The organism is Microcoleus sp. AR_TQ3_B6 (assembly GCF_036702785.1).
Lineage (GTDB): Bacteria > Cyanobacteriota > Cyanobacteriia > Cyanobacteriales > Microcoleaceae > Microcoleus.
In genome coordinates this window covers 54,467-73,570 of record NZ_JAUBVJ010000041.1, presented here as the reverse complement: position 1 = coordinate 73,570, position 19,104 = coordinate 54,467, and the positions used below count along the sequence as shown (strand labels likewise).

Here is a 19,104-nt window from a genome sequence, read left to right as displayed (position 1 = left end):
CAAGGTCGCGTCATCAATACTTGGGCTGATGTCATCAACCGCGCTAACTTGGGTATGGAAGTAATGCACGAGCGCAATGCTCACAACTTCCCTCTCGACTTGGCTGCTAGTGAAGTCACCCCAGTAGCAATGGTTGCTCCTTCTATCAATGGCTAAGTTTTAGTTTTTGATTAACAAAAAGCGCTCCTAGAAATAGGGGCGCTTTTTGTTTGGGAAAAAATATTTTTATAGACATCATTCTTCCTTCTATCCGTTAAATCTGTTACCACTGTTACATCCGTTACATCCATCCGTTGCCTTCCTTCTTCCTTTTTCCTTCTTCTTTCTTCCTTCATCCTTTAATTTTTTATGATTACTATAGAATATAGCCACTAGGCTGAGCGAGATACAATGCGGCATACTCCACGGGCGAAATCTCATATTATGGTCTAGAATTCCCATATTCGCACTCAGGATATGTTGGACTTGCCGTAGAGTTTTCGCTAACATTAATGCAATTGTCTCAATTCCAGAATCTAACGATAGACGAATGTAGCTGAGCGGAGTCGCTCCTAACCGTCCCAAGCGGTCTATCTGTAAGGAGTCCCCAATAGTTGAATCCTTATCAACGTCAAAATATGATCTTGCTCGGAAGTACGAGTGGCAAGGAGCGTATGTAAAAAAAGTTAAAATCGCAGGCTGTTGGGTCAGTAACTTTTTTCTTGCAAAATCTCCAAAATGTTGCAAAAAACTACCTGGTATTCTCTCAGCAGACGGGTTTAAGTGTGGCTTCACCCAGATGCGATTATCAGCGCCAAGTCTACACGCCCACAGATTTAAAGCATCTCGGTTCCTGAGTCAGCTTTTTTTGAGTTTGCTTGCCTGCGATCGCTACCACGCCCGCGTTCTATGGCTTCCACTTCGGCGACCGCGAGCGGGCGTGGATACTATTCAGAATCTACCGCTTTAAAGACTTCCTCTGCCTGCCCAAGAAAACAGCTTTGCGCCACTTTCGGCAATCTTGCGGATTAGGAAAAGTGGAAAAGTCCAGCAGCCAAGTTCGAGTCGGTAGCGGTGGCGGCAACTGGACAGGGTGCGCGAACACTCGCAGCACTCTGTGGACTTAGGTGAACTGTCGCATCGAGCCTCAGAAGCTCAAAAGGCAGTCGTAGAAGGCTATCGAGTTAGAACTGCGAGAATATTTCCTAGGCCACGCCTTTGATGCCGACGGAACCAAAAAACCTGGTAGACGGCTTGCCAATGCTCGGAACGCTACCTGCGGCAAACTGACCGATCTAGTGTTCCGGGAACTTTACAATGAAGTGAAGTAGTTTATAAACAAGCGGTCAAGGGCGATCGCTTATTTCTTAAAAAAAATGTCAATGTGTGCGGAGGATTTGTATTATGAAAGATGGACAAGAAGTACGCCGCGTCTCCACAGCAGTGATTGCCGGTGTTTGCGGGTTGGCTTTAGTGGCCGGAGGGGGCATTGCCTGGTGGACGGCGAACCGTTCGCCAACCCCCGCAGACACGCAGTCTTCCGCTCCGACTACCGCTCCGGCGCTGTCCCCAAGTCCTGCTGAATCCCCTGCTGTAATTATCCCCGTACCCCCTCCAAATCCTGTCCAACCACCTACAGCTCAGACGCCTACAGCTCAGACGCCTACAGCTCAGACGCCTACAGCTCAGACGCCTACAGCTCAGACGCCTAACTCTCTGGCATCAAAGTCGCCTCAGCCGAAGCCTTTGCAGCAGACGGCAGCCCAGACAGTGCAAGTCTACTGGGTTAAAGAAGCCAGCGGCAAATTTGAGGGAGTTCCTACGAAAGTCGCTGTCAAACAAGCTGACAAGGCTGATGCAACTTTACAAGCTGCTTTTAACAGTTTGTTGGCTGGGCCGAAGGATGCAAGTGTTTCTAGCGAAATTCCTAAGGGGACAAAACTCCGGAGTTTGAGTGTCAAGAATGACGGAGTTTATGTCGATTTGTCGGCCGAATTTACTTCGGGGGGAGGCAGTAATTCGATGACTGGCCGGTTAGGCCAAGTTATCTATACGGCTACGAGTTTAAAACCGAATACCAAGGTTTGGATTTCGGTCGAAGGCAAGCCTTTAGAACTTTTGGGTGGGGAAGGTTTGGAGGTGGCTCAGCCGAGTACCCGCCAAAGTTTTGACAAAAATTTTCCCCTTTAGTAATTAGGAGTCATTAGTTAGGAGTCATTAGTCATCGGTCTGAAGGCAGAGAGTAGAGATTAATAACTGATGACTCAAGACTGATGACTCAGGACTGGGGACCCTGGACTTGGGATTTATTTTCAGTGCTTGGTAGTCAGGCTAAATGCCCTAAAGTGTAGGGCTTGCTGTTCGATCCGGCTGGCAAGCCGATCGCACACCATATTACACAGCTCGAAAATTAACTCGTCTTGCACCTTATAATAGGCTGAAGTCCCTTCACTCCGGCGAGTGAGGATACCAGCTTGGAGCATGAGTTTTAGGTGCTTAGAAACATTGGCTTGACTCGTTTGAGTAGCTTCCACCAACTCTTGCACGCATTTTTCGCCGTCGCGAAGCAAGTTCAAAATTCGTAAACGCATTGGCTCGCTCAAAATACTGAAATACTCAGCAACTTGTTGCACAACCTCTTGCGGGACAGGCTGGGATGACTTCATCAAACTCACCGGAGAGAAGTGATCTGGAAATACTAGCATTTATTCCATAACAATAAAGTAATCTTTCAATCCGGATTAATTCGCATCAAAACTTGACCGTATTCGACAGGTTCGCCATTTTGAACTAAAATTTCCATCACTTGACCGGACACTTCATCAGCATCGATCTCGTTCATCAGCTTCATCGCTTCGATAATACAAACTGTCTGGCTGACCTTGATGCGATCGCCCACATTTACAAAAGGCGGCTCGTCGGGGGCAGCGGCGCGATAAAAGGTTCCTACCATCGGCGAGATAATTGGCACCCATTTCGTATCGACAGGGACAGACACAGGAGCAGGCACAGCGGCAGGGGCGACGGGTGCCCTGTCTGCCACATCCACTCCTAGATTTTGGTCAAGAGGAGGAGTTGACGCTAAGGTGGGGCTAGCAACAGCGCCCAAGGGGCTCGGAGCGACTGTCGCCACAGCAGCAGGGAGCGCAGCAGCGGTGCCTGGTGAACTTGCCAGAATGCCTTTGCGTACTGTCAGTTCAAGATCCCCACTTTTTAAGGTCAGTTCCGAAATGCCAGTTTTGTCTAATACAGTTAGCAGTTCGCAAAGCTGGTTTAAGTCTAGTTGCACAGCAGATTCAAGGGTAATTGAGAATTGAAAATTGAAAATTGAAAATTCGGCGAAGCTAGGAGGATTCACCGAGTTGGGAGGCAAAAGGGATAGTTTTTAAGCTGTGAGCAATGAGTGTTGAATTTTAACTTCTTTAACTCATAACTCATAACTCATAACTAAAAACTCCCTTTTCCTCCGTCGTTTCTACTCTCGGCCGAGGTACTTGTCTTCACGAGTATCAATCCGAATCCGTTCTCCAATGGAAATAAATAGAGGCACCATAACCTGAGCTCCGGTGGAGACGATGGCGGGTTTGCTGCCACCGGTGGCAGTATCTCCTTTGACTCCGGGATCGGTTTGCAGCACTTCCAATACAACAGAGTTGGGCAGTTCCACTTCCAGGATTTGGTCGTTCCAGCGAAGGATGTTGACTTCCATCCCTTCACTGAGGTACTTGACACGATCGCCTATTTGCTTAGCATTGAGGCGGCTTTCCTCGTAAGTTTCCATATCCATAAAGACGAACTCGTCGCCCTCTTTATAGGTATGCTGCATGACGCTCTTTTCCAGGTTGGCTTGAGGCATTGTCTCGCCCGCCCGGAAGGTTTGTTCTACTACGTTTCCGGTTTGGACGTTTTTTAATTTTGTCCGCACGAAAGCCGAGCCTTTTCCTGGCTTGACGTGGAGGAATTCGATAACCCGCCACACGCCGTTATTCCATTCAATTGAAACACCTGGTCGAAAGTCGTTACTGGAGATCATATAAATTTTTGCGGGCAATCCCGTCGCCAGGCCGGCACGGGGGAACTACAGTCAGTCGATTTTAGATTTTAGATTTTAGATTTTAGATTTACTCCACAGATGAATTTGGGAGATTGAACCTTGGTCTAAAATTTTTATCTCTCCACGACAGGAGTCTGGGGATTGTATCCGTTTTTGAACCCGTCAGGTTAAAGCCGCAGTCGAGCTGACGGCATCAAAAAGCAATTGGCATTTTATTTTACCGTTCAAAGGGGGCAAGTGCTGTACGGAAAGCTAAAAAGCTCTCAAGGGAAGGAAGTTCGGCCGCGAGAAGTGTACGGCATTTAACGGATAGAAGGCCGACAGCGCTGTGGGAAGATAATAGAGGCAATAAAAGTTAAAGTTATGTTGCATTGGCCTAATTTCTCGATCGATACGTGCAAGCGCTGGGTCAAAACTGTCGCTTTAGCGCTGCTGCTGTTCACTCTCGGACTGAGTTTCAGTCCAGTCTCCCATGCCAAACGCCCCAGCAGCAGTATGCCTGCGGGGAATGCGATTACCGACGGCCGGGCGCTGCTGCGCTTCGCTTTACCTATTGACAATCAGACTGTGCGAGATTTGCAAATCAGCCTCGAAGACATTGGCAACCACATACGGGCTAAACGTTGGGGGCGCATTAGCAGTGATGTCAGTAAGGCTTCCAGGATTCTCAACCTCCGGGAATCTGACGTTTTAGAGAGTATTCCCTCGGCGCAAAAGCCACAAGCTGAGGCGCTAGTTGCACAAGTCAAGGAGGGAGTTGCTCAACTGGAAAAGGCTGTCGAGGCTAAAGACAGGGACAAAGTGATTGACTTGAAAGCCACCATCCTGGGAACGGTTGGCGAAATCGAAGAGTTGATGGTGACAAAGTTTCCTTTTGAAGTGCCGGCAAAGTATGCTAATCTGCCTCAACTGAAAGGACGCGCTACTGTGTCTTTCCAAACTGAAAAAGGGGAAATTACTGTTGTGGTTGACGGCTACAACGCCCCGGTTACGGCTGGTAATTTTGTGGATTTGGTCGATCGAGGTTTTTATGACGGTTTGCCGTTTATTCGATCGGAAGAATCCTACGTTTTGCAAACCGGAGACCCCGAAGGCAAGGAAGTCGGTTTTATTGACCCTGCTACTGGCAAATACCGGAATGTTCCGCTGGAAGTGCTCGTCAGAGGCGAAAAGGAACCTATTTACGGCATTACTCTAGAAGATGCGGGGCGCTATAGCGACGAGCCTGTTTTGCCTTTTTCTGCTTTCGGTACTGTGGCGATGGCCCGCGCTGAAGCTGAACCCGACAGCGCTTCTTCTCAGTTTTTCTTTTTCTTGTTTGAACCTGAACTCACGCCCGCTGGTCGGAATCTGTTGGACGGCCGGTATGCTGTTTTTGGTTACATGATTGAAGGAAAAGAAGTTTTGGAGCAACTGAAGCAGGGAGACAAGATTGTATCTGCTAAGGTGATTAAAGGGAAGGAAAATTTGGTTCAACCTCAAGTTTGATCTCGGAGGGATCTTGAAATCGCTTAAGTGTCAAAAGTGACCGCGATAGAAATTGTTTCTTGTCAAACAAAGCCCGCGGAGGCGGGCTAAAAAAATCAAGAGTGACGGCGATAGAAATCGTTTCTACATAAAGGTGACGGGGATTGAAATCGCTTCGGCACAGACAAAGCCCGCCTCCGCGGGCGGGAAGAATAGATAATTTTTATAGTTGCGTTCTTGAAATCAGGAATTTAATCGAGAATATGGCTATTTTAGAATTTTTATTGGTCATTGGTTTGGGCGGATTCGCAGGCTTGTTGATTGTAAAAAATCTGGAGGAAAGCAAGCAAAAGCAGCGGTTGGATGAGGCTTTTTATCAGTTGCTGGAAACTCAAAACAGTCAAATTTCGCTGATTCAACTGGCGGCTAATGCTAGGGTTGAGGCTGAAGTTGCTCAGCAGTATTTAACTCGGCAAGTTAAGATTTTTTCGGCGGTTTTGGAAGTAGATGATGAAGGGGATACTTTTTATAGGTTTCCTAGGTTGCGCTTGCCTCCGAGTTCCGGTAAGGAATGGTGAAGTGAGAAAGTGCGATCGACTAATTCAAATTTATGAAAGTTCAAGATATCGGTGAACAAGGTCTTTTAAGAATATTGCAAAAATTCTGCCCCGTAGAGATAGTGGGTGATGATTGTGCTGTCATGGCTACAAATCCCAACCAATCTATCGCTATCACTACAGATATGTTGGTAGATGGATTGCATTTTAGCGATCGAACTACGGGGCCTTATTACGCAGGATGGCGCGCTGCGGCGGCGAATTTGTCGGATCTGGCCGCTATGGGTGCAAGGCCTGTGGGGGTGACGGTAGCCCTCGCTGTGGCTGCGGATACGGCTGTGGAGTGGGTTGAAGAGTTTTATCGGGGGATGACGGCTTGCTTGCAAGAATATCATACGCCGATCGTCGGTGGGGATGTTGTGCGATCGCCCGTGGTGACGGTGGCGATTGCTGCTTTCGGAGAGGTTGAGTGCGATCGTACCATTCGCCGGTCAAATGCGCGATCGAATTGGGCGATTGTGGCTACTGGGGTTCACGGAGCCTCCCGCGCCGGATTAGAATTGCTGTTAAATCCAGAATTCGGGCAAAATCTTACAGAAGTCGATCGGGCTTCCTTAATTCTCGCTCACCAGCGCCCTAAACCGAGGCTGGATGTTTTGCGGGTTGTTTGGGAGATTTTAGATTCTGCGGGTGAGTTTTCCATCGCAGGAATGGACAGCAGCGACGGTTTAGCTGATGCGATTATTCAAATTTGTCGGGCTAGCGGTGTTGGCGCAAAAGTCGATCGCCCGAAAATACCAATTCCCGATATTTTCAGCGAAATTGTATCAACCGAAACAGCTTTAGATTGGGCCTTGTACGGGGGTGAAGACTTCGAGTTAGTGCTGTTTTTGCCGATCGCAAATGCTGAGTTATTGGTAGAACAAATCGGTAATGGTGCCCAGATTGTGGGAATCGCTACGGATAGCACCGATATCTGGTTGACTGATAGCAGCGGCATTTATCCTGATTCTAGATTAAAGCTCGATCGAGGATTTCAACACTTCTAAATTCTCTCTTATCTCTTAGTCGGCTTCCGGCGGACATCGTTTGTATAGACGCGGTTTCAACCGCCTAGTCTCTTTTCAGCTTCCTGAAATATCAACTCCGGTAGCATCGGAATTAATATTACTCACAGTCAGGACACGGCGCCGTGCCCATTGGTGTCAACTTAACGTTAAACCGATATTCCGACAGTCCGACAGGGAATGAATTCCCTGCCTCAAAGCTAAAGTCCTCTCAAGAGGACTGAAAAGAAAAATTTTTAAACTCCTTAGTCCTCTTCAGAGGACTTTAGCTATTAGACAGGGAATTCATTCCCTGGCGGACTGCCGTGTCCTCTATATCATTCCGATGCAACCGGAAACACTATAATACACAGCAGATTTCACATTGATGAAGTACACCCGTCAAGCGCAAGCTGTAGGGAAACGGCACTGCCGTGTCCTCTATCTTTGCTTACCTAAAAAATGCTATATCATAAACGGTAATGGTTGAGTTTTATTCTTGTTCAGTGGGCGATCGCACTTCGGCGGCTTCCTGTAACATATCATTAACTGGTGAACTTTGGGAATCGGGCAATCTCCGAGGTTCAGACTTACGCCGAAACCATCTGTCCAGATTGATTTTCCACGCACCATTAATCCAGCCCACCAATCCAGAAACCAGGATTACCGCCAAGAGACTCCACAACAGACTAGCTACAGCCGGATGAATGCGATCGCCATTTTGAGGTATTCTGAACACTATGTCTCTCTCTACATAATTCGCAACCGCAGACACCACAAGGCCTCCAGCCCCTAATCCAGTACCGAGTATTTGAATGGTTCTTTCTAGGGAGCGATCGATTTCTGCTTGTTCAATATCTACAATCCCCGCCACCAAATCCACCGCTATTTTAATCAAATCAGTGCCATGTTTGAAATAGCCTAAATCACCCTGAATTTGTCTTTGAAAATACGGAGAATTTTTATCAATAAAAAACTTGAATGTTGTTAAATCTTCGGTTGAGGCTTGCCATTTATCACAAATTTGAGCCAGCTTTTCCTGATAATTATAATCATGAATATTTATTGTATTATTTGAATTTTCTAAAAATTCTAATCCTCTTTGATAAACCAAACTGTCTTGAAGTAACTGTTTGTGTGTCCTTTTCAGAGAGGTTAAATACTCATCTTTATTAACCTTTTCCTGGGAAGCAACATCATTGTTCGATTCAAACTCAGGGATTTTTGTTTCTAAGCTAGCGATTATCCCCTCAATTATTGCACGTAGTCCCTTGAGTAAATCAGAAATTGGGCGGCTATCCAGAAAAGCTGTAGTGATTTTATGGCGATAATAAAACAGTTCAAATAAAGGTTGAACAATTTGCTCTAATTTTTCCTCAATCTCATCGTCAACCAGATAAACAAAGACTTGTAGTTGACGTTTGAGCGAACTGTACTCAAAAATTGGCAAACCCAGTAACTCACTATCGCGGTAAAAAGGTGGACGCACAGATGCTTCTGGGAACAGATTCTTTAAACATTCATCGGCAACTTGGCGGAGGTATTTTTTAGTGCGAGGTTGATAGGTTGGTAATTTGTAGGTAATAAAAATAGTCTGTCCCAGCCAATCTTCATAACTATCAGCAAGCATCAGATTATTAACATTAAAATCTTTTAATGCTGCGATATCTATATCTTTATTTTCATCCGTTTCTGGGCTGCCAATTCTTGCTAAAATGCCTTCGCTATCATCATCCAGACGGCAAAACTTGAAGGAACCCTCAATTTTATTTGAATGCGAGAACTTCTTGGCTTGAGTGAGGGGATAACCGAGGTTGGCTGGGGAAAAAATTAGCTCTTTTTCGTGGCTGAAATGTTGCCAGATATTATTAGCCCAAGTCCAGATAGATTTGACTTCGGTTTTGCTTTCGCGGCTGAGTTGGTAGCTGTAGATGTAGATTTGGGGATGGTCAATTTTTAGCATTTGCTTTGTCAATGCGTTTTTTCAAGCTTGCTTTTAGTTTTTCTAGTTTTTTGCTATCGGGAGATGTATTGATGACTGTTTCATAACCGGGCGTGACTTCTGCTTCGGCATCATCGAGATGTTTTGTCACATCCCCAATCCTATCTCTCACCTCTGTAAAATTTCGATAAAGTTTGTTAATCGCTTCTTTGACAACTTTATCATCCGCATCAGACTCCGCTAAAGGTAAAACAGTCTTGAGTAATTCTTCAATAAATGGCGGGGTGAGAATCTCCGGGGCTGTGGTAATGGCGTTATAAATTTCCAACAAAATCACGTTTTTTATCATAATTTTTACTGGCGAATGAATGTTACTAGAATTTGAAGGTCATAGTCTTTATTTGTACATTTTAATTATAGGTCGATCGCGCGCAGTGTAAAGAAACCGAGATTTTATCGAATTTGAACATTTTAGCACAGTATTGTCGTGAAAAACCCGGTTTCTGGCTAGCGATGCGTATCATAATCCGATCGCACAAAACGCTGCCCAATGATAAACATCGCCGTAGGGTTTTTCATCATCATTGTAACGTCCTAGCAGTTCTTCAGTATATTCTTTCCGCTCGTCATCAAAGCTATCGGATTCCTTTAGCCATGTTACCAAATCTGGGGTTTTGGCCGACTTAAACCAGCGCTGGGTATCGTGGAGGGCTTTACCGATGCTAACTCCAGGTTGTAGCAATTCATAGAATTTTACCATTATCAAGGCGGTGGAGAGGTCGTTGACAGCCCAAAGACTGGCTAGGGTTCCCATTGCTCCGGCGTGGAGAAATCCTGTCGGCAATCCAATATAATCGGAGCGATTGGTGGTGTCAATGAGGGCGGTTTCGCAGGCGGAAAGCACGACTAGGCGGCAATGTTTGAATTGCAATAGCAAGATGTCTGCTAATGTTAGACAATTGTTAATATCGGCTGTTTTGCCTTCGCGCCATTCCACGTAGCGCTCTGATTCATCTAAATTCGATCCCCCTAAATCCCCCTTAAGAAGGGGGACTTTGACAACTTCCTGCTCCCCCCTTCTTAAGGGGGGCTGGGGGGGATCTCCGGGTTCAACAACCGGGACTTTGAAAACTTCATCCTCCCCTAAATTCGATCCCCCTAAATCCCCCTTAAGAAGGGGGACTTTGATAACTTCTTCCTCTTGCTCCCCCCTTAGCAAGGGGGGCTGGGGGGGTTCTTCCCCTACGATACCCCCAGACAATATCAAAAACGATTTTAGCGGATCGTCGGGATTGAAGGAGCCGTGACAGGAAAAGTGCGCGCAGTGGGCGTTTTCTAACCGATCTAGATACTTTTCTAGGAGATTTGTTTTACTCGCTTCATCGCCGAGGAGAATTTGACGGATCGCGAATTTGGGGGCGATGCTGGTAACTTCTAAATCGGTGTAATTCAGATCCGAGGTGGGGTTTTGCAGGGCGAGGAGTTGGTCAAAATTTGGGTGGATGGTAATCTGTTGCAGGAGTTGGCAACTGGGGGCGTATTGAATGCCTTCGAGGTATCTATCTAATAAGAATTCGCCGTCAGTTAGGGGTAGGGCGTGGAGGGGAAACAGGTGCAGCAACCAGTGGGGAATTAGGATTAAGCGCGTACTTGATGGCGGCAAAATTGTGGTGATTTCGAGGATGTCTGCGAGGCGCTGGAGATAGGTAGCAAGTTGTTTTTGCCAGTCGGTTTTGCTTACTATGTAGTTTGCCCGGTATTCAGCAACTAAATCGGTTAATTCATCCCATTGACGGTGGCGGTGCACTGTCAGCACGTCGGGGTAAGTGACGACAAAGGTGATGATTTCGGCGTTGGTGATGTACCACTCAATGAGGGCGGTGTTTGGGGTGAGGAGTTGGGTAATTTCGCTGAAGGTGATGGGTGCTAGGGTTTTGGGGATTTCCTGTTTTTGGGCGATTACTTCTGCAAGGTTGCGGGCTTTGTTGGCTTCGGCATATAAGAGTGCTTCTTGGTTGCTTTGGCGATCGAGACATACCTGCACCATGCCTTTGTAGAGTCTATCCCACTGCAAGTCGTGTTTTTGCTTGGTTTCATTTTGCGATTCCAACTTCCGCAGTTTGGCGGCTCCGGCTATGGCATTTTTAAAGGTATCGTAGGCAGTTTGGAGAGTTGCTGCTTTTTGGTTTGTGTCTTCTGGTTTTTCTTGGTTGATGTAGTCTAGTTTTGCCAGATAAGCCCAGCCCAGGTTACTTAAGGTTTCTACATTATTGATCGGGAAATCCTCAAAGGTATAAACAGTTAAAGCAGCCTCATAAAACTCGATCGCCCGTTCCAGATTTTCGATCCGCGAACCGTTTATCCTGTAAAGGTAGGCATTAGCTAGGTTATTTTGAGTCATTGCCCAATCTTCACGGAAATCCTCAAGGGTATAGACAGTTAAAGCAGCCTGAAAAAACTCGATCGCCCGTTCCAGATTTTCTGCCCGCGAACCGTTTATCCTGTAAAGGTAGGCATTAGCTAGGTTATTTTGAGTCGTTGCCCAATATTCAGGGAAATCCTCAAGGGTATAGACAGTTAAAGCAGCCTGATAAAACTCGATCGCCCGTTCCAGATTTTCTGCCCGCGAACCGTTTATCCTGCAAAGGTAGGCATTAGCTAGGTTATTTTGAGTCATTGCCCAATCTTCACGGAAATCCTCAAGGGTACGAACAGTTAAAGCAGCCTGAAAAAACTCGATCGCCCGTTCCAGATTTTCTGCCCGCGAACCGTTTATCCTGTTACCGTAGGCATTAGCTAGGTTATTTTGAGTCGTTGCCCAATCTTCAGGGAAATCCTCAAGGGTACGAACAGTTAAAGCTGCCTGATAAAACTCGATCGCCCGTTCCAGATTTTCTGCCCGCGAACCGTTTATCCTATTTCTGTAAGCCTTAGCTAGGTTATTTTGAGTCCCTGCCCAATATTCAGGGAAATCCTCAAGGGTACGAACAGTTAAAGCTGCCTGACAAAACTCGATCGCCCGTTCCAGATTTTCTGCCCGCGAACCGTTTATCCTGTTACTGTAGGCAACTGCTAGGTTATTTTGAGTTTGAGCAAATTTTTCGCTTCCCGGTTCCCGATTGTTTAAAACTATTTGATAACCAGTAATTGCAATTTCAATATTATTCGCTCTATTGCCAAGGGGAAAATCACTAATATGAATACTCAAATTTTCAATTAGGGGGACAATTAACTCAATTGTTTCTGGATTTTCGTCGGCAATTAACCTCTGGGCTACTTGCTGTAAAGTCTCGGCAAAACGGGCATTGAGGAGATGTTGCCGTGGTTTTAGGATCGGGTAAATTACTTGAATACCGCTATAGCTTGATTCTGCTTGCAATAATTCTAGGATAAATTCTGCATATTCTTGGGAATCTTCACCTTCGGAGTGAACTCGATCGCCGTTTTCATTCATAGGTTATAGTTAATAGTTGATAGCGTTGGCATAATTGCTGTAGGGGCGGGTTCGCCAACCATCTTTAATACCCACAAACAATCCCCATAAACCCGCCCCCACCCTACCCAAGAAATTCGATCGCTTGTTTCCAATTTTCCTACAAATGCGATCGGTGGTTTTCCGGTTTTCCCGAAAGTGCGATTCCCTACGGGATAGCTTCGCTTCACGGGAATTTGTCCTTGGGAGGGGGCGGGTTTATTTCAATTGTTGGTACTCATTAGAGATGGTTGGCGAACCCGCCCCTACACAATTAATGGTATGACAAACTAATAATTCGAGTGAATTTATTTTAGCCTAATTATGGCAAAAGAGGCTAGGGAGCGATCGACCGTTTTCCAATTCTCCAAATGGCGAGAAACCGGGTTTTTGCGAAGATATTCGATCTTATACCAATTTTTTATGAGGCCCCGTAGAATCAGATCCCCCCTAGCCCCCCTTAGTAAGGGGGGGACAAGATTCCGCTCAAAGTCCCCCTTCTTAAGGGGGATTTAGGGGGATCGAGATATGTGCAACTTCACATTAAATTGGTATTAGGCGAAGATATCGGAAAAAACCCGGTTTCTGAGATTGTTAAAGCTGCATCACTTTAGGCATTAGCCAGCTTCTTTTTAATCATTGCCCAATATTCAGGGAAATGCTCGCGGGTATATACTGTTAAAGCTGCTTGATAAAACGATCGCGCTTTTTCGAGATTTTCATCCCGCGAACCGTTGATTCTGTCATAATAGGCATTACCTAGGTTATATTGAATCATTGCCCAATCTTCAGGAAACTGTTCGCGGGTACGAACAGTTAAAGCAGCCTCAAAAAATGCGATCGCGCGATCGATATTTTCCGCCCGCGAACCGTTGATTCTGTTGGCGTAAGCAGCAGCTAGGTTATTTTGAGCCATTGCCCAATCTTCCGGGAAAGCCTCAAGGGTATAGACTGTTAAAGCTGCGCCATAAAGGGCGATCGCCATTTCCACATTTTCGGCCCGCGAGCCCTTTATTCTGGTAATGTAGGCAGCAGCTAAGTTGTTTTGAGTTTGAGCAAACTTTTCGCTTCCGGGTTGCCGATTATTTAAAACAAGTTGATAAGCAGCAAGGGCAATTTCAATATTATCCGCTTTATTCCCACCGGAAAAATTACTAATATTAATGCTCAAGTCTTCTACGAGGCTGACAATTGAATCAATAGTTTTTGCATTTTCCCCATCAACTAACCTCTCGACTACTTGCTCTAAAATATCCGAAAAACGAGCATTGAGGAGATGTTTTCGTTCAGCTAGCATCGAGTGAATTATTGCTGTATTGCTATTGCTATCATCTTCTGCTTGCAATAATTCTAGAATAAAGTTTGCATACTCTTGGGGATTTTCTCCTTGGGAGTTATCGCCATCGTTGATATCGATTAATTGTGCTAGCTGAGCGATTAGATTCCGCAGGAAATTAGCGCCGTTTTGTCCTCCTTGCTGTGCCATTTTTTCGGCTACCAACTCGCAAGTTTCCAGAAAGTGGACATCCAACAATTCTGAGTTATCTTGTAATATCTGCGGTTCTTCGCCGTTGGGGCAATTCAGCAGGGTGTGAATTAGTTCTAGGTAGGCTTGGGCGCGGCTTTCTTCCATTATGGGGAGTTGGGAATAATATCGGGTTTATTGTAGCATGGTTGTGGGTTTTGGGGCTTGGTTCTGATTTTTTATGATGTGGACCGCAGATGTTGGCGGATGTACGCGGATGGACGCGGATAAATACGGTTATTTGGGTTGGCGGTTTATTTTTCTACACAATGCTACCTTATTGATTTTATCATGATTGCGAGTGGGTTTTTGGGCTTGGTTCTGATTTTTTATGATGTGAACCGCAGATGTTGGCGGATGTACGCGGATGGACGCGGATAAATACGGTTATTTGGATTGGCGGTTTATTTTATGGTCTACACAATGCTACTTTTGGCATTAGTCTATCCAAAATTTGCTCGATCGCAATTACTGTCCAATCAATATCGGCTTCTGTGGTTTCTCGTCCTAGAGTTAAGCGAATTCCACTAACTGCGCCGATTTCGTCATATCCCATTGCTAATAATATTGGACTGGGTGTTAGTTTGCCACTGCTACAAGCTGAACCGGAACTAATGCCAATTCCTGCTAAGTTTAGCTGCCGCACCATTGTTTTGCCTGTGATTCGCCCTGTATCTCTCTTTTGGTAAGGGCGGCAGGATGGGGAGACGATGCAAAAACTGGTGTGGTGCGGCAGTCGGTAATATCGATCGCCTGTTGGTACTAAACTTGGTATATGAGCTAATAGGTCAAAAAGCCGATCGCGCAATCCAATTAACCTCGGCGTTTCTACATCTATTTCCTGCAATGCTAACTCTGCCGCCACCCCAAAACCGACGATTGCCGGCAGCGCTTGTGTCCCGGAACGCAGTTTCAATTCTTGCCCGCCACCGCCTAACATTGGCACTAATTCTACTCCCGGACGCACGTAAAGCGCCCCCGCACCTTGCGGCCCGTAAAGTTTGTGACTGGAAAGGGAAAGCAAGTCTACGGGCAGTTTCTGCACGTCTACTGGCAGCTTGCCGGCAACTTGAACTGCATCGGTATGAAACATGATATTGCGATCGCGCGCAATTTGTCCCAAGGCTTCTATTGGTTGCAGCGTCCCAACTTCGCTTTGTCCGTAAATGATTGAGATTAACACTGTATTCGATCGCAGCGACTCTTGCAAATCCAAAGGGTGAATTCGCCCAAATTTATCCACCGGTAGGCGCGTCACTTCCCATCCCAACTGTTCGAGTTGTCGCGCCGGTTCTGCTACTGCGGAATGTTCTACGCTGGAGATAATTATATGCTGCGGCTTTGTATAAAGACGGGCAATTCCCATAATTGCCAAATTGTCCGCTTCTGTGCCGCCACTCGTAAAAATTATCGATTCCGGTAGCGCGTTAATTAAGCTAGCAACCTGCATTCTTGCTAATTCTAAAGCTGTGGCCGCCCTTTGTCCCCACTCGTGCAAACTCGAAGGATTTCCCCACTGCTGAGTCAGGGCTTTTTGCATGGCTTGAATCGCTTCTGGGCGTGCCGGTGTTGTGGCGCTATAGTCGAGGTAAATTTGCATGATTTTAAATAACTAATAACTAAAGACTGATGACGGATGACTAACTTCCTGGTTTGCACACGTTGTAGTCTTCGTGCGACAAAACTTTTTGGGGAATTAAAAAGGTGCCGCAATCTTCACAAAGCATTCTGTAGTTGCGCGTTACAGGAATACTAACGATCAAACGGTTGTGACGGAGGCGTTTGCCACCGAAATCTCTGTAATTCTTATTTTCTCCCAAAGCTGCTATAATGGCGCGAGCTTTAGTGACTACGTGGTCGGGTAGACCTCTAAGATCGATGATATCTCTAGCAAATGATGCTTCCCTCCGTTGTTTTTTGGTTTGTTTTTCTGCCAGGGCTTCAACGTAATGCTGCTGCGCTACCAACTCTTGCGTGCAGCGATGGCACGCTTTACCATATCCTTTGTGACCGCACGGAAAAATTCTTTTTCTTTTAGCCATAAAGCAGGGGTATCGGGTTTGACCCACGCCCCTGATTGCTGCTACCCTACCAGTGATGCTTCCGGCATCGAGGCAGTTCTACAAGACGCAAAATCTCTTCCCTTGCATAAATTTAATAAGTTTTAACTTTAGTTGCTCCTATAGCTTTGAACTGTGGGAACGCTAATAACCTCTATAGCCTTTCTCAGTAACATGAAGTACTATCTGGCATAAGGCATAGGGCATAGGGCATAGGGCATAGGGCATTTAAGTTCCAGGCTCTTCCTGGGAACCGATGTCCAGATGCTCTGCCTCGGCTCCGACAATGGAGGCAGAGCCTCCGGATATGCGTTACCAGGCTCTTCCTGGTAACGAGTATAATCATTCAGGATTGCTATATCTGGCATCAGGCATAGGGCATAGGGCATTGGGCATACCTCACCACGCGATCGAACTGCTATTTATTTATTAAAACTTTGTGGCTGTATTTTATTATCATTTACTCGGTTTGTGTTGTGCTGGGCTGCTGGCGATCGATCTTGTGGCTTGCGGACAAATTAAGCAAGACGTGCAGAATTTACCTCCCAGTCTGGCTCCGCTGCCTCAAGACCCCTTGTTGCAAGTATACTTCAATCAGTCGATCGCTTCGAGTTATACAGAGCCTTACCGCCAGCAAACTAGATTTGGAGATGATTTGGAAAAGTTGATCGATGTGGCGGTTGCTAGTGCTGGATCTACGGTTGATGTAGCGGTTCAAGAGTTTCGGTTGCCCGGTATTGCGAGGGTTTTGGCCGATCGACAGCGATCGGGAATTAAAGTGAGATTAATTGTCGAACATCTGTATAGTCGCCCTTGGAGCGATTTTACAGCCCAGGAGTTGGCGAAATTACCCGAAAGAGAGCGCGATCGTTATAGCGAATTTGTGCAAATTGCCGATACCAATAAAGACGGTAAATTGACGGCCGATGAAATCAAGCACAACGATGCTTTGGTAATTGTCAAAGATGCGGGAATTCCTATCATTGATGATACCGCTGACGGCAGTAAAGGCAGCGGTTTGATGCACCACAAATTTGTGGTAATTGACGGCAAAACCCTAATCGTCACTTCTGCTAATTTTACCACAAGCGATATACACGGCGATTTCAAAACAGCAGCAAGTCGCGGCAATGCGAACAATTTGCTGAAAATTGAAAATGCTCAATTAGCGCAATTATTTACTCAAGAATTTAACCTGATGTGGGGCGACGGGCCCGGAGGCAAACCGGACAGCAAATTTGGCATCAAAAAGCCGTTTCGTCAAGTGCAAAAAGTGAGAGTAGGGAATGCGACAGTTGCGGTGCAATTTTCGCCGACAACTGCGACTTTGCCTTGGGAAAAAAGCGTCAACGGTTTTATAAATCAAACTTTGGGTAGTGCGAAAAAGTCGGTTGATTTGGCACTGTTTGTATTTTCTGCTCAGCGGTTGTCAAATACTCTGGAAATAGAAGCTAGGCGAGGAGTTGCGGTGCGAGCTTTAATTGACTCTAATTTTATTTATCGCTCTTACAGTGAAGGTTTGGATATGATGGGTGCGACTTTCATCCAAGATTGCAAGTTAGAAGCTGACAATCGCCCTTGGAGAAAGCCGCTAACTACGGTGGGAGTGCCGCTGTTACCAATGGGCGATCGCCTGCACCACAAATTCGGCGTTGTGGACGGCCTAACGGTGCTTACAGGTTCTCACAACTGGAGTGAGGCGGCAAATCACGGAAATGACGAGACGCTGCTGGCGATCGAGAGTCCCACAGTTGGGGCCCATTTTGAGCGGGAGTTCGATCGGCTTTACAAAGGTGCAATCTTGGGAATTCCCGCCCGCATCAAACAGAGAATTGACGCCCAGAAAAAAGAGTGCGATTCACTACAAGCAGCATCCAAATCTGCGAGTGCTAAACCTCAAATTGCTGCGGGTAAAAAGTTAGTTAATTTGAATGCAGCGAGTCAGGAAGAATTAGAAACTTTGCCTGGGGTTGGTCCCAAGTTAGCCGAGAGAATTATTGCAGCGCGGCAACATCAACCTTTTACCTCTTTGGAGGATGCAGAACGAGTGCAGGGAGTTGGGGAAAAAGTCTTAGAAAAATGGCGCGATCGAGTAACTTGGTAGCTAATTTCTTAGTCAGGACTCCCTTCCTGACTCTACAAAGTTCACAGTCAGAACTTCCGTCCTTCCTTTCGCAACTCAGCATCAAAGACTCAAGCCCTCACTAGAAACCTATTCGCTAGACTTTGACAACACATCTGCTCTCAAGTTAAAATAACTCCCAAAGAAAATGCTATCTATTGATACTAGAGGTATAGAGAGATGAAACACGCCAGATATTTTGCCGGGAATAGAACAATCAAATTCCTCGCTATTTTGGTGGGAGTCTTTTTTTTGATTCTAGCAGCTTTTACAGTCAGCGCCCAGCAGACTAACGAAGCACAATTTAGGGTCAAAAACGAAAACGCTTTTAATATTAATTTGATTCAATTTAAGCGCGTTGAATATGTAGGCGTGTGTCCCGGTAATGCGATTACTCCTGATTCGCAAAGCGCTCGATTTGTCTCCAGCAAGACTCCTCCGGGCCCTAACAGGAGGGTGATGATTAAAAATGTGACTGATGGCATGGAAACTAACCCCTATCCCTACACAGACAGAGGTTACGACAAAGGTGAGTTTTCTGAGGATTTTCGATTTAAGTTGGGTAACAGTCACAAAACAAGAACTTTTTCGGTTTTAGAAGGAGAAAATAAGTTTATCTATGAAATTAAAGAAAATGACAAAGTTATAGAAGAGGGTGCGCTTACGGCTGAAGTTTCTATACAAAGCTTAGGTATTTTTCCCCGTCAGCAAATTTGTCAAGATAAGATAGAATGTCAGGATACTTCTGATTGTCGCGACCGTAAAGGCAGAAAAAGAAGTTGCAGACAAGAGTGTTTTCCTGTTCAACAGTGTGGCTGTCCGTAACTACTTCCTGCCTAATAAAATTTTTTTCGTTAATTAACCGCAGAGGACACAGAGG

The 19,104-nt window shown here is 45.9% G+C and carries 19 protein-coding genes and 1 pseudogene; 9 read left to right on the top strand and 11 right to left on the bottom strand.

Features of this window, described 5'->3' with window-relative positions:
- Window positions 1-156 (top strand): annotated as a pseudogene (locus QUB56_RS19890) (photosystem II q(b) protein); the annotation flags it as partial.
- 14 nt (window positions 157-170) lie between these two features.
- Here the strand turns inward: QUB56_RS19890 and QUB56_RS19885 are convergent.
- Complete coding sequence (locus QUB56_RS19885) at window positions 171-335, bottom strand: hypothetical protein (protein WP_332957494.1); 165 nt, start codon at window positions 333-335, stop codon at window positions 171-173.
- Window positions 336-857: 522 nt separating this feature from the next.
- Here QUB56_RS19885 and QUB56_RS19880 point away from each other — a divergent pair.
- Together QUB56_RS19880 and QUB56_RS19875 are read left to right on the top strand one after the other, a co-directional pair.
- The gene (locus QUB56_RS19880; protein ID WP_332957493.1) at window positions 858-1,106 is read left to right on the top strand and encodes a hypothetical protein; all 249 of its coding nucleotides are present in this window, start codon (window positions 858-860) and stop codon (window positions 1,104-1,106) included.
- Between the two features lie 277 nt (window positions 1,107-1,383).
- Window positions 1,384-2,169, top strand: coding sequence for a GerMN domain-containing protein (locus QUB56_RS19875; protein WP_332957492.1), 786 nt, complete (start codon window positions 1,384-1,386; stop codon window positions 2,167-2,169).
- Between the two features lie 122 nt (window positions 2,170-2,291).
- Here QUB56_RS19875 and QUB56_RS19870 read toward each other — a convergent pair whose 3' ends face one another.
- From QUB56_RS19870 to efp, 3 genes are all read right to left on the bottom strand, one after another.
- Complete coding sequence (locus tag QUB56_RS19870; protein ID WP_332957490.1) at window positions 2,292-2,684, bottom strand: metalloregulator ArsR/SmtB family transcription factor; 393 nt, start codon at window positions 2,682-2,684, stop codon at window positions 2,292-2,294.
- Window positions 2,685-2,710: 26 nt separating this feature from the next.
- Window positions 2,711-3,268 (bottom strand): acetyl-CoA carboxylase biotin carboxyl carrier protein, encoded by a 558-nt coding sequence (gene accB / locus QUB56_RS19865; protein WP_332957489.1) that lies wholly within the window; start codon window positions 3,266-3,268, stop codon window positions 2,711-2,713.
- Window positions 3,269-3,454: 186 nt separating this feature from the next.
- The gene (gene efp / locus QUB56_RS19860) at window positions 3,455-4,012 is read right to left on the bottom strand and encodes an elongation factor P (protein WP_332957488.1); all 558 of its coding nucleotides are present in this window, start codon (window positions 4,010-4,012) and stop codon (window positions 3,455-3,457) included.
- A 384-nt stretch (window positions 4,013-4,396) separates the two neighbouring features.
- On the opposite strand from efp, the gene QUB56_RS19855 reads away from it, so the two are divergent.
- The 3 genes from QUB56_RS19855 to thiL all read left to right on the top strand — a co-directional run bounded on the left by QUB56_RS19855 (window position 4,397) and on the right by thiL (window position 7,106).
- Window positions 4,397-5,521, top strand: a complete 1,125-nt coding sequence (locus tag QUB56_RS19855) for a peptidylprolyl isomerase (RefSeq protein WP_332957487.1) — start codon at window positions 4,397-4,399, stop codon at window positions 5,519-5,521.
- Window positions 5,522-5,763: 242 nt separating this feature from the next.
- Window positions 5,764-6,078 carry a hypothetical protein gene (locus QUB56_RS19850; protein WP_332957485.1) on the top strand — a complete coding sequence of 105 codons (315 nt, stop codon included), beginning with the start codon at window positions 5,764-5,766 and terminating at the stop codon, window positions 6,076-6,078.
- Between the two features lie 32 nt (window positions 6,079-6,110).
- Window positions 6,111-7,106: a thiamine-phosphate kinase gene (gene thiL / locus QUB56_RS19845; RefSeq protein WP_332957483.1), complete on the top strand. Its 996-nt coding sequence runs from the start codon at window positions 6,111-6,113 to the stop codon at window positions 7,104-7,106.
- Between the two features lie 490 nt (window positions 7,107-7,596).
- Here the strand turns inward: thiL and QUB56_RS19840 are convergent, their stop codons facing one another.
- From QUB56_RS19840 to QUB56_RS19810, 7 genes are all read right to left on the bottom strand, one after another.
- Window positions 7,597-9,066, bottom strand: coding sequence for a hypothetical protein (locus QUB56_RS19840; RefSeq protein ID WP_332957482.1), 1,470 nt, complete (start codon window positions 9,064-9,066; stop codon window positions 7,597-7,599).
- Window positions 9,053-9,394 (bottom strand): hypothetical protein, encoded by a 342-nt coding sequence (locus QUB56_RS19835; RefSeq protein WP_332957481.1) that lies wholly within the window; start codon window positions 9,392-9,394, stop codon window positions 9,053-9,055. Before QUB56_RS19835 ends, QUB56_RS19840 begins: the two co-directional genes overlap by 14 nt.
- 171 nt (window positions 9,395-9,565) lie before the next feature.
- The gene (locus QUB56_RS19830) at window positions 9,566-12,499 is read right to left on the bottom strand and encodes a CHAT domain-containing protein (protein WP_332957479.1); all 2,934 of its coding nucleotides are present in this window, start codon (window positions 12,497-12,499) and stop codon (window positions 9,566-9,568) included.
- Window positions 12,496-12,708, bottom strand: a complete 213-nt coding sequence (locus QUB56_RS19825) for a hypothetical protein (RefSeq protein ID WP_332957477.1) — start codon at window positions 12,706-12,708, stop codon at window positions 12,496-12,498. Before QUB56_RS19825 ends, QUB56_RS19830 begins: the two co-directional genes overlap by 4 nt.
- Window positions 12,709-13,127: 419 nt before the next feature.
- Window positions 13,128-14,150, bottom strand: coding sequence for a tetratricopeptide repeat protein (locus QUB56_RS19820; RefSeq protein ID WP_332957476.1), 1,023 nt, complete (start codon window positions 14,148-14,150; stop codon window positions 13,128-13,130).
- A gap of 301 nt (window positions 14,151-14,451) precedes the next feature.
- Entirely contained in the window at window positions 14,452-15,642 is a 1,191-nt protein-coding gene (locus QUB56_RS19815) for a cysteine desulfurase family protein (protein WP_332957474.1), read from the bottom strand.
- Between the two features lie 40 nt (window positions 15,643-15,682).
- Window positions 15,683-16,084 (bottom strand): DUF7682 family zinc-binding protein, encoded by a 402-nt coding sequence (locus QUB56_RS19810; RefSeq protein WP_332957473.1) that lies wholly within the window; start codon window positions 16,082-16,084, stop codon window positions 15,683-15,685.
- A gap of 274 nt (window positions 16,085-16,358) precedes the next feature.
- On the opposite strand from QUB56_RS19810, the gene QUB56_RS19805 reads away from it, so the two are divergent.
- The 3 genes from QUB56_RS19805 to QUB56_RS19795 all read left to right on the top strand — a co-directional run bounded on the left by QUB56_RS19805 (window position 16,359) and on the right by QUB56_RS19795 (window position 19,049).
- Entirely contained in the window at window positions 16,359-16,535 is a 177-nt protein-coding gene (locus QUB56_RS19805; RefSeq protein WP_332957472.1) for a hypothetical protein, read from the top strand.
- A 6-nt stretch (window positions 16,536-16,541) separates the two neighbouring features.
- On the top strand, window positions 16,542-18,206 hold the full coding sequence (locus tag QUB56_RS19800; RefSeq protein ID WP_332957471.1) for a phospholipase D-like domain-containing protein: 1,665 nt from the start codon (window positions 16,542-16,544) through the stop codon (window positions 18,204-18,206).
- Between the two features lie 198 nt (window positions 18,207-18,404).
- Complete coding sequence (locus QUB56_RS19795) at window positions 18,405-19,049, top strand: hypothetical protein (protein ID WP_332957470.1); 645 nt, start codon at window positions 18,405-18,407, stop codon at window positions 19,047-19,049.
- Window positions 19,050-19,104 lie beyond the last annotated feature (55 nt).

What these genes read in the sequence shown, in the direction of transcription:
- QUB56_RS19810 (WP_332957473.1), bottom strand. Translation starts at nt 16,084, where the DNA reads ATGGCTAAAAGAAAAAGAATTTTTCCGTGCGGTCACAAAGGATATGGT.
- thiL (WP_332957483.1), top strand. Translation starts at nt 6,111, where the DNA reads ATGAAAGTTCAAGATATCGGTGAACAAGGTCTTTTAAGAATATTGCAA.
- QUB56_RS19875 (WP_332957492.1), top strand. Translation starts at nt 1,384, where the DNA reads ATGAAAGATGGACAAGAAGTACGCCGCGTCTCCACAGCAGTGATTGCC.
- QUB56_RS19870 (WP_332957490.1), bottom strand. Translation starts at nt 2,684, where the DNA reads ATGCTAGTATTTCCAGATCACTTCTCTCCGGTGAGTTTGATGAAGTCA.
- QUB56_RS19850 (WP_332957485.1), top strand. Translation starts at nt 5,764, where the DNA reads ATGGCTATTTTAGAATTTTTATTGGTCATTGGTTTGGGCGGATTCGCA.
- QUB56_RS19835 (WP_332957481.1), bottom strand. Translation starts at nt 9,394, where the DNA reads ATGATAAAAAACGTGATTTTGTTGGAAATTTATAACGCCATTACCACA.
- efp (WP_332957488.1), bottom strand. Translation starts at nt 4,012, where the DNA reads ATGATCTCCAGTAACGACTTTCGACCAGGTGTTTCAATTGAATGGAAT.
- QUB56_RS19885 (WP_332957494.1), bottom strand. Translation starts at nt 335, where the DNA reads ATGAAGGAAGAAAGAAGAAGGAAAAAGGAAGAAGGAAGGCAACGGATG.
- QUB56_RS19805 (WP_332957472.1), top strand. Translation starts at nt 16,359, where the DNA reads ATGTCCAGATGCTCTGCCTCGGCTCCGACAATGGAGGCAGAGCCTCCG.
- QUB56_RS19830 (WP_332957479.1), bottom strand. Translation starts at nt 12,499, where the DNA reads ATGAATGAAAACGGCGATCGAGTTCACTCCGAAGGTGAAGATTCCCAA.
- QUB56_RS19815 (WP_332957474.1), bottom strand. Translation starts at nt 15,642, where the DNA reads ATGCAAATTTACCTCGACTATAGCGCCACAACACCGGCACGCCCAGAA.
- QUB56_RS19855 (WP_332957487.1), top strand. Translation starts at nt 4,397, where the DNA reads ATGTTGCATTGGCCTAATTTCTCGATCGATACGTGCAAGCGCTGGGTC.
- QUB56_RS19795 (WP_332957470.1), top strand. Translation starts at nt 18,405, where the DNA reads ATGAAACACGCCAGATATTTTGCCGGGAATAGAACAATCAAATTCCTC.
- QUB56_RS19820 (WP_332957476.1), bottom strand. Translation starts at nt 14,150, where the DNA reads ATGGAAGAAAGCCGCGCCCAAGCCTACCTAGAACTAATTCACACCCTG.
- QUB56_RS19840 (WP_332957482.1), bottom strand. Translation starts at nt 9,066, where the DNA reads ATGCTAAAAATTGACCATCCCCAAATCTACATCTACAGCTACCAACTC.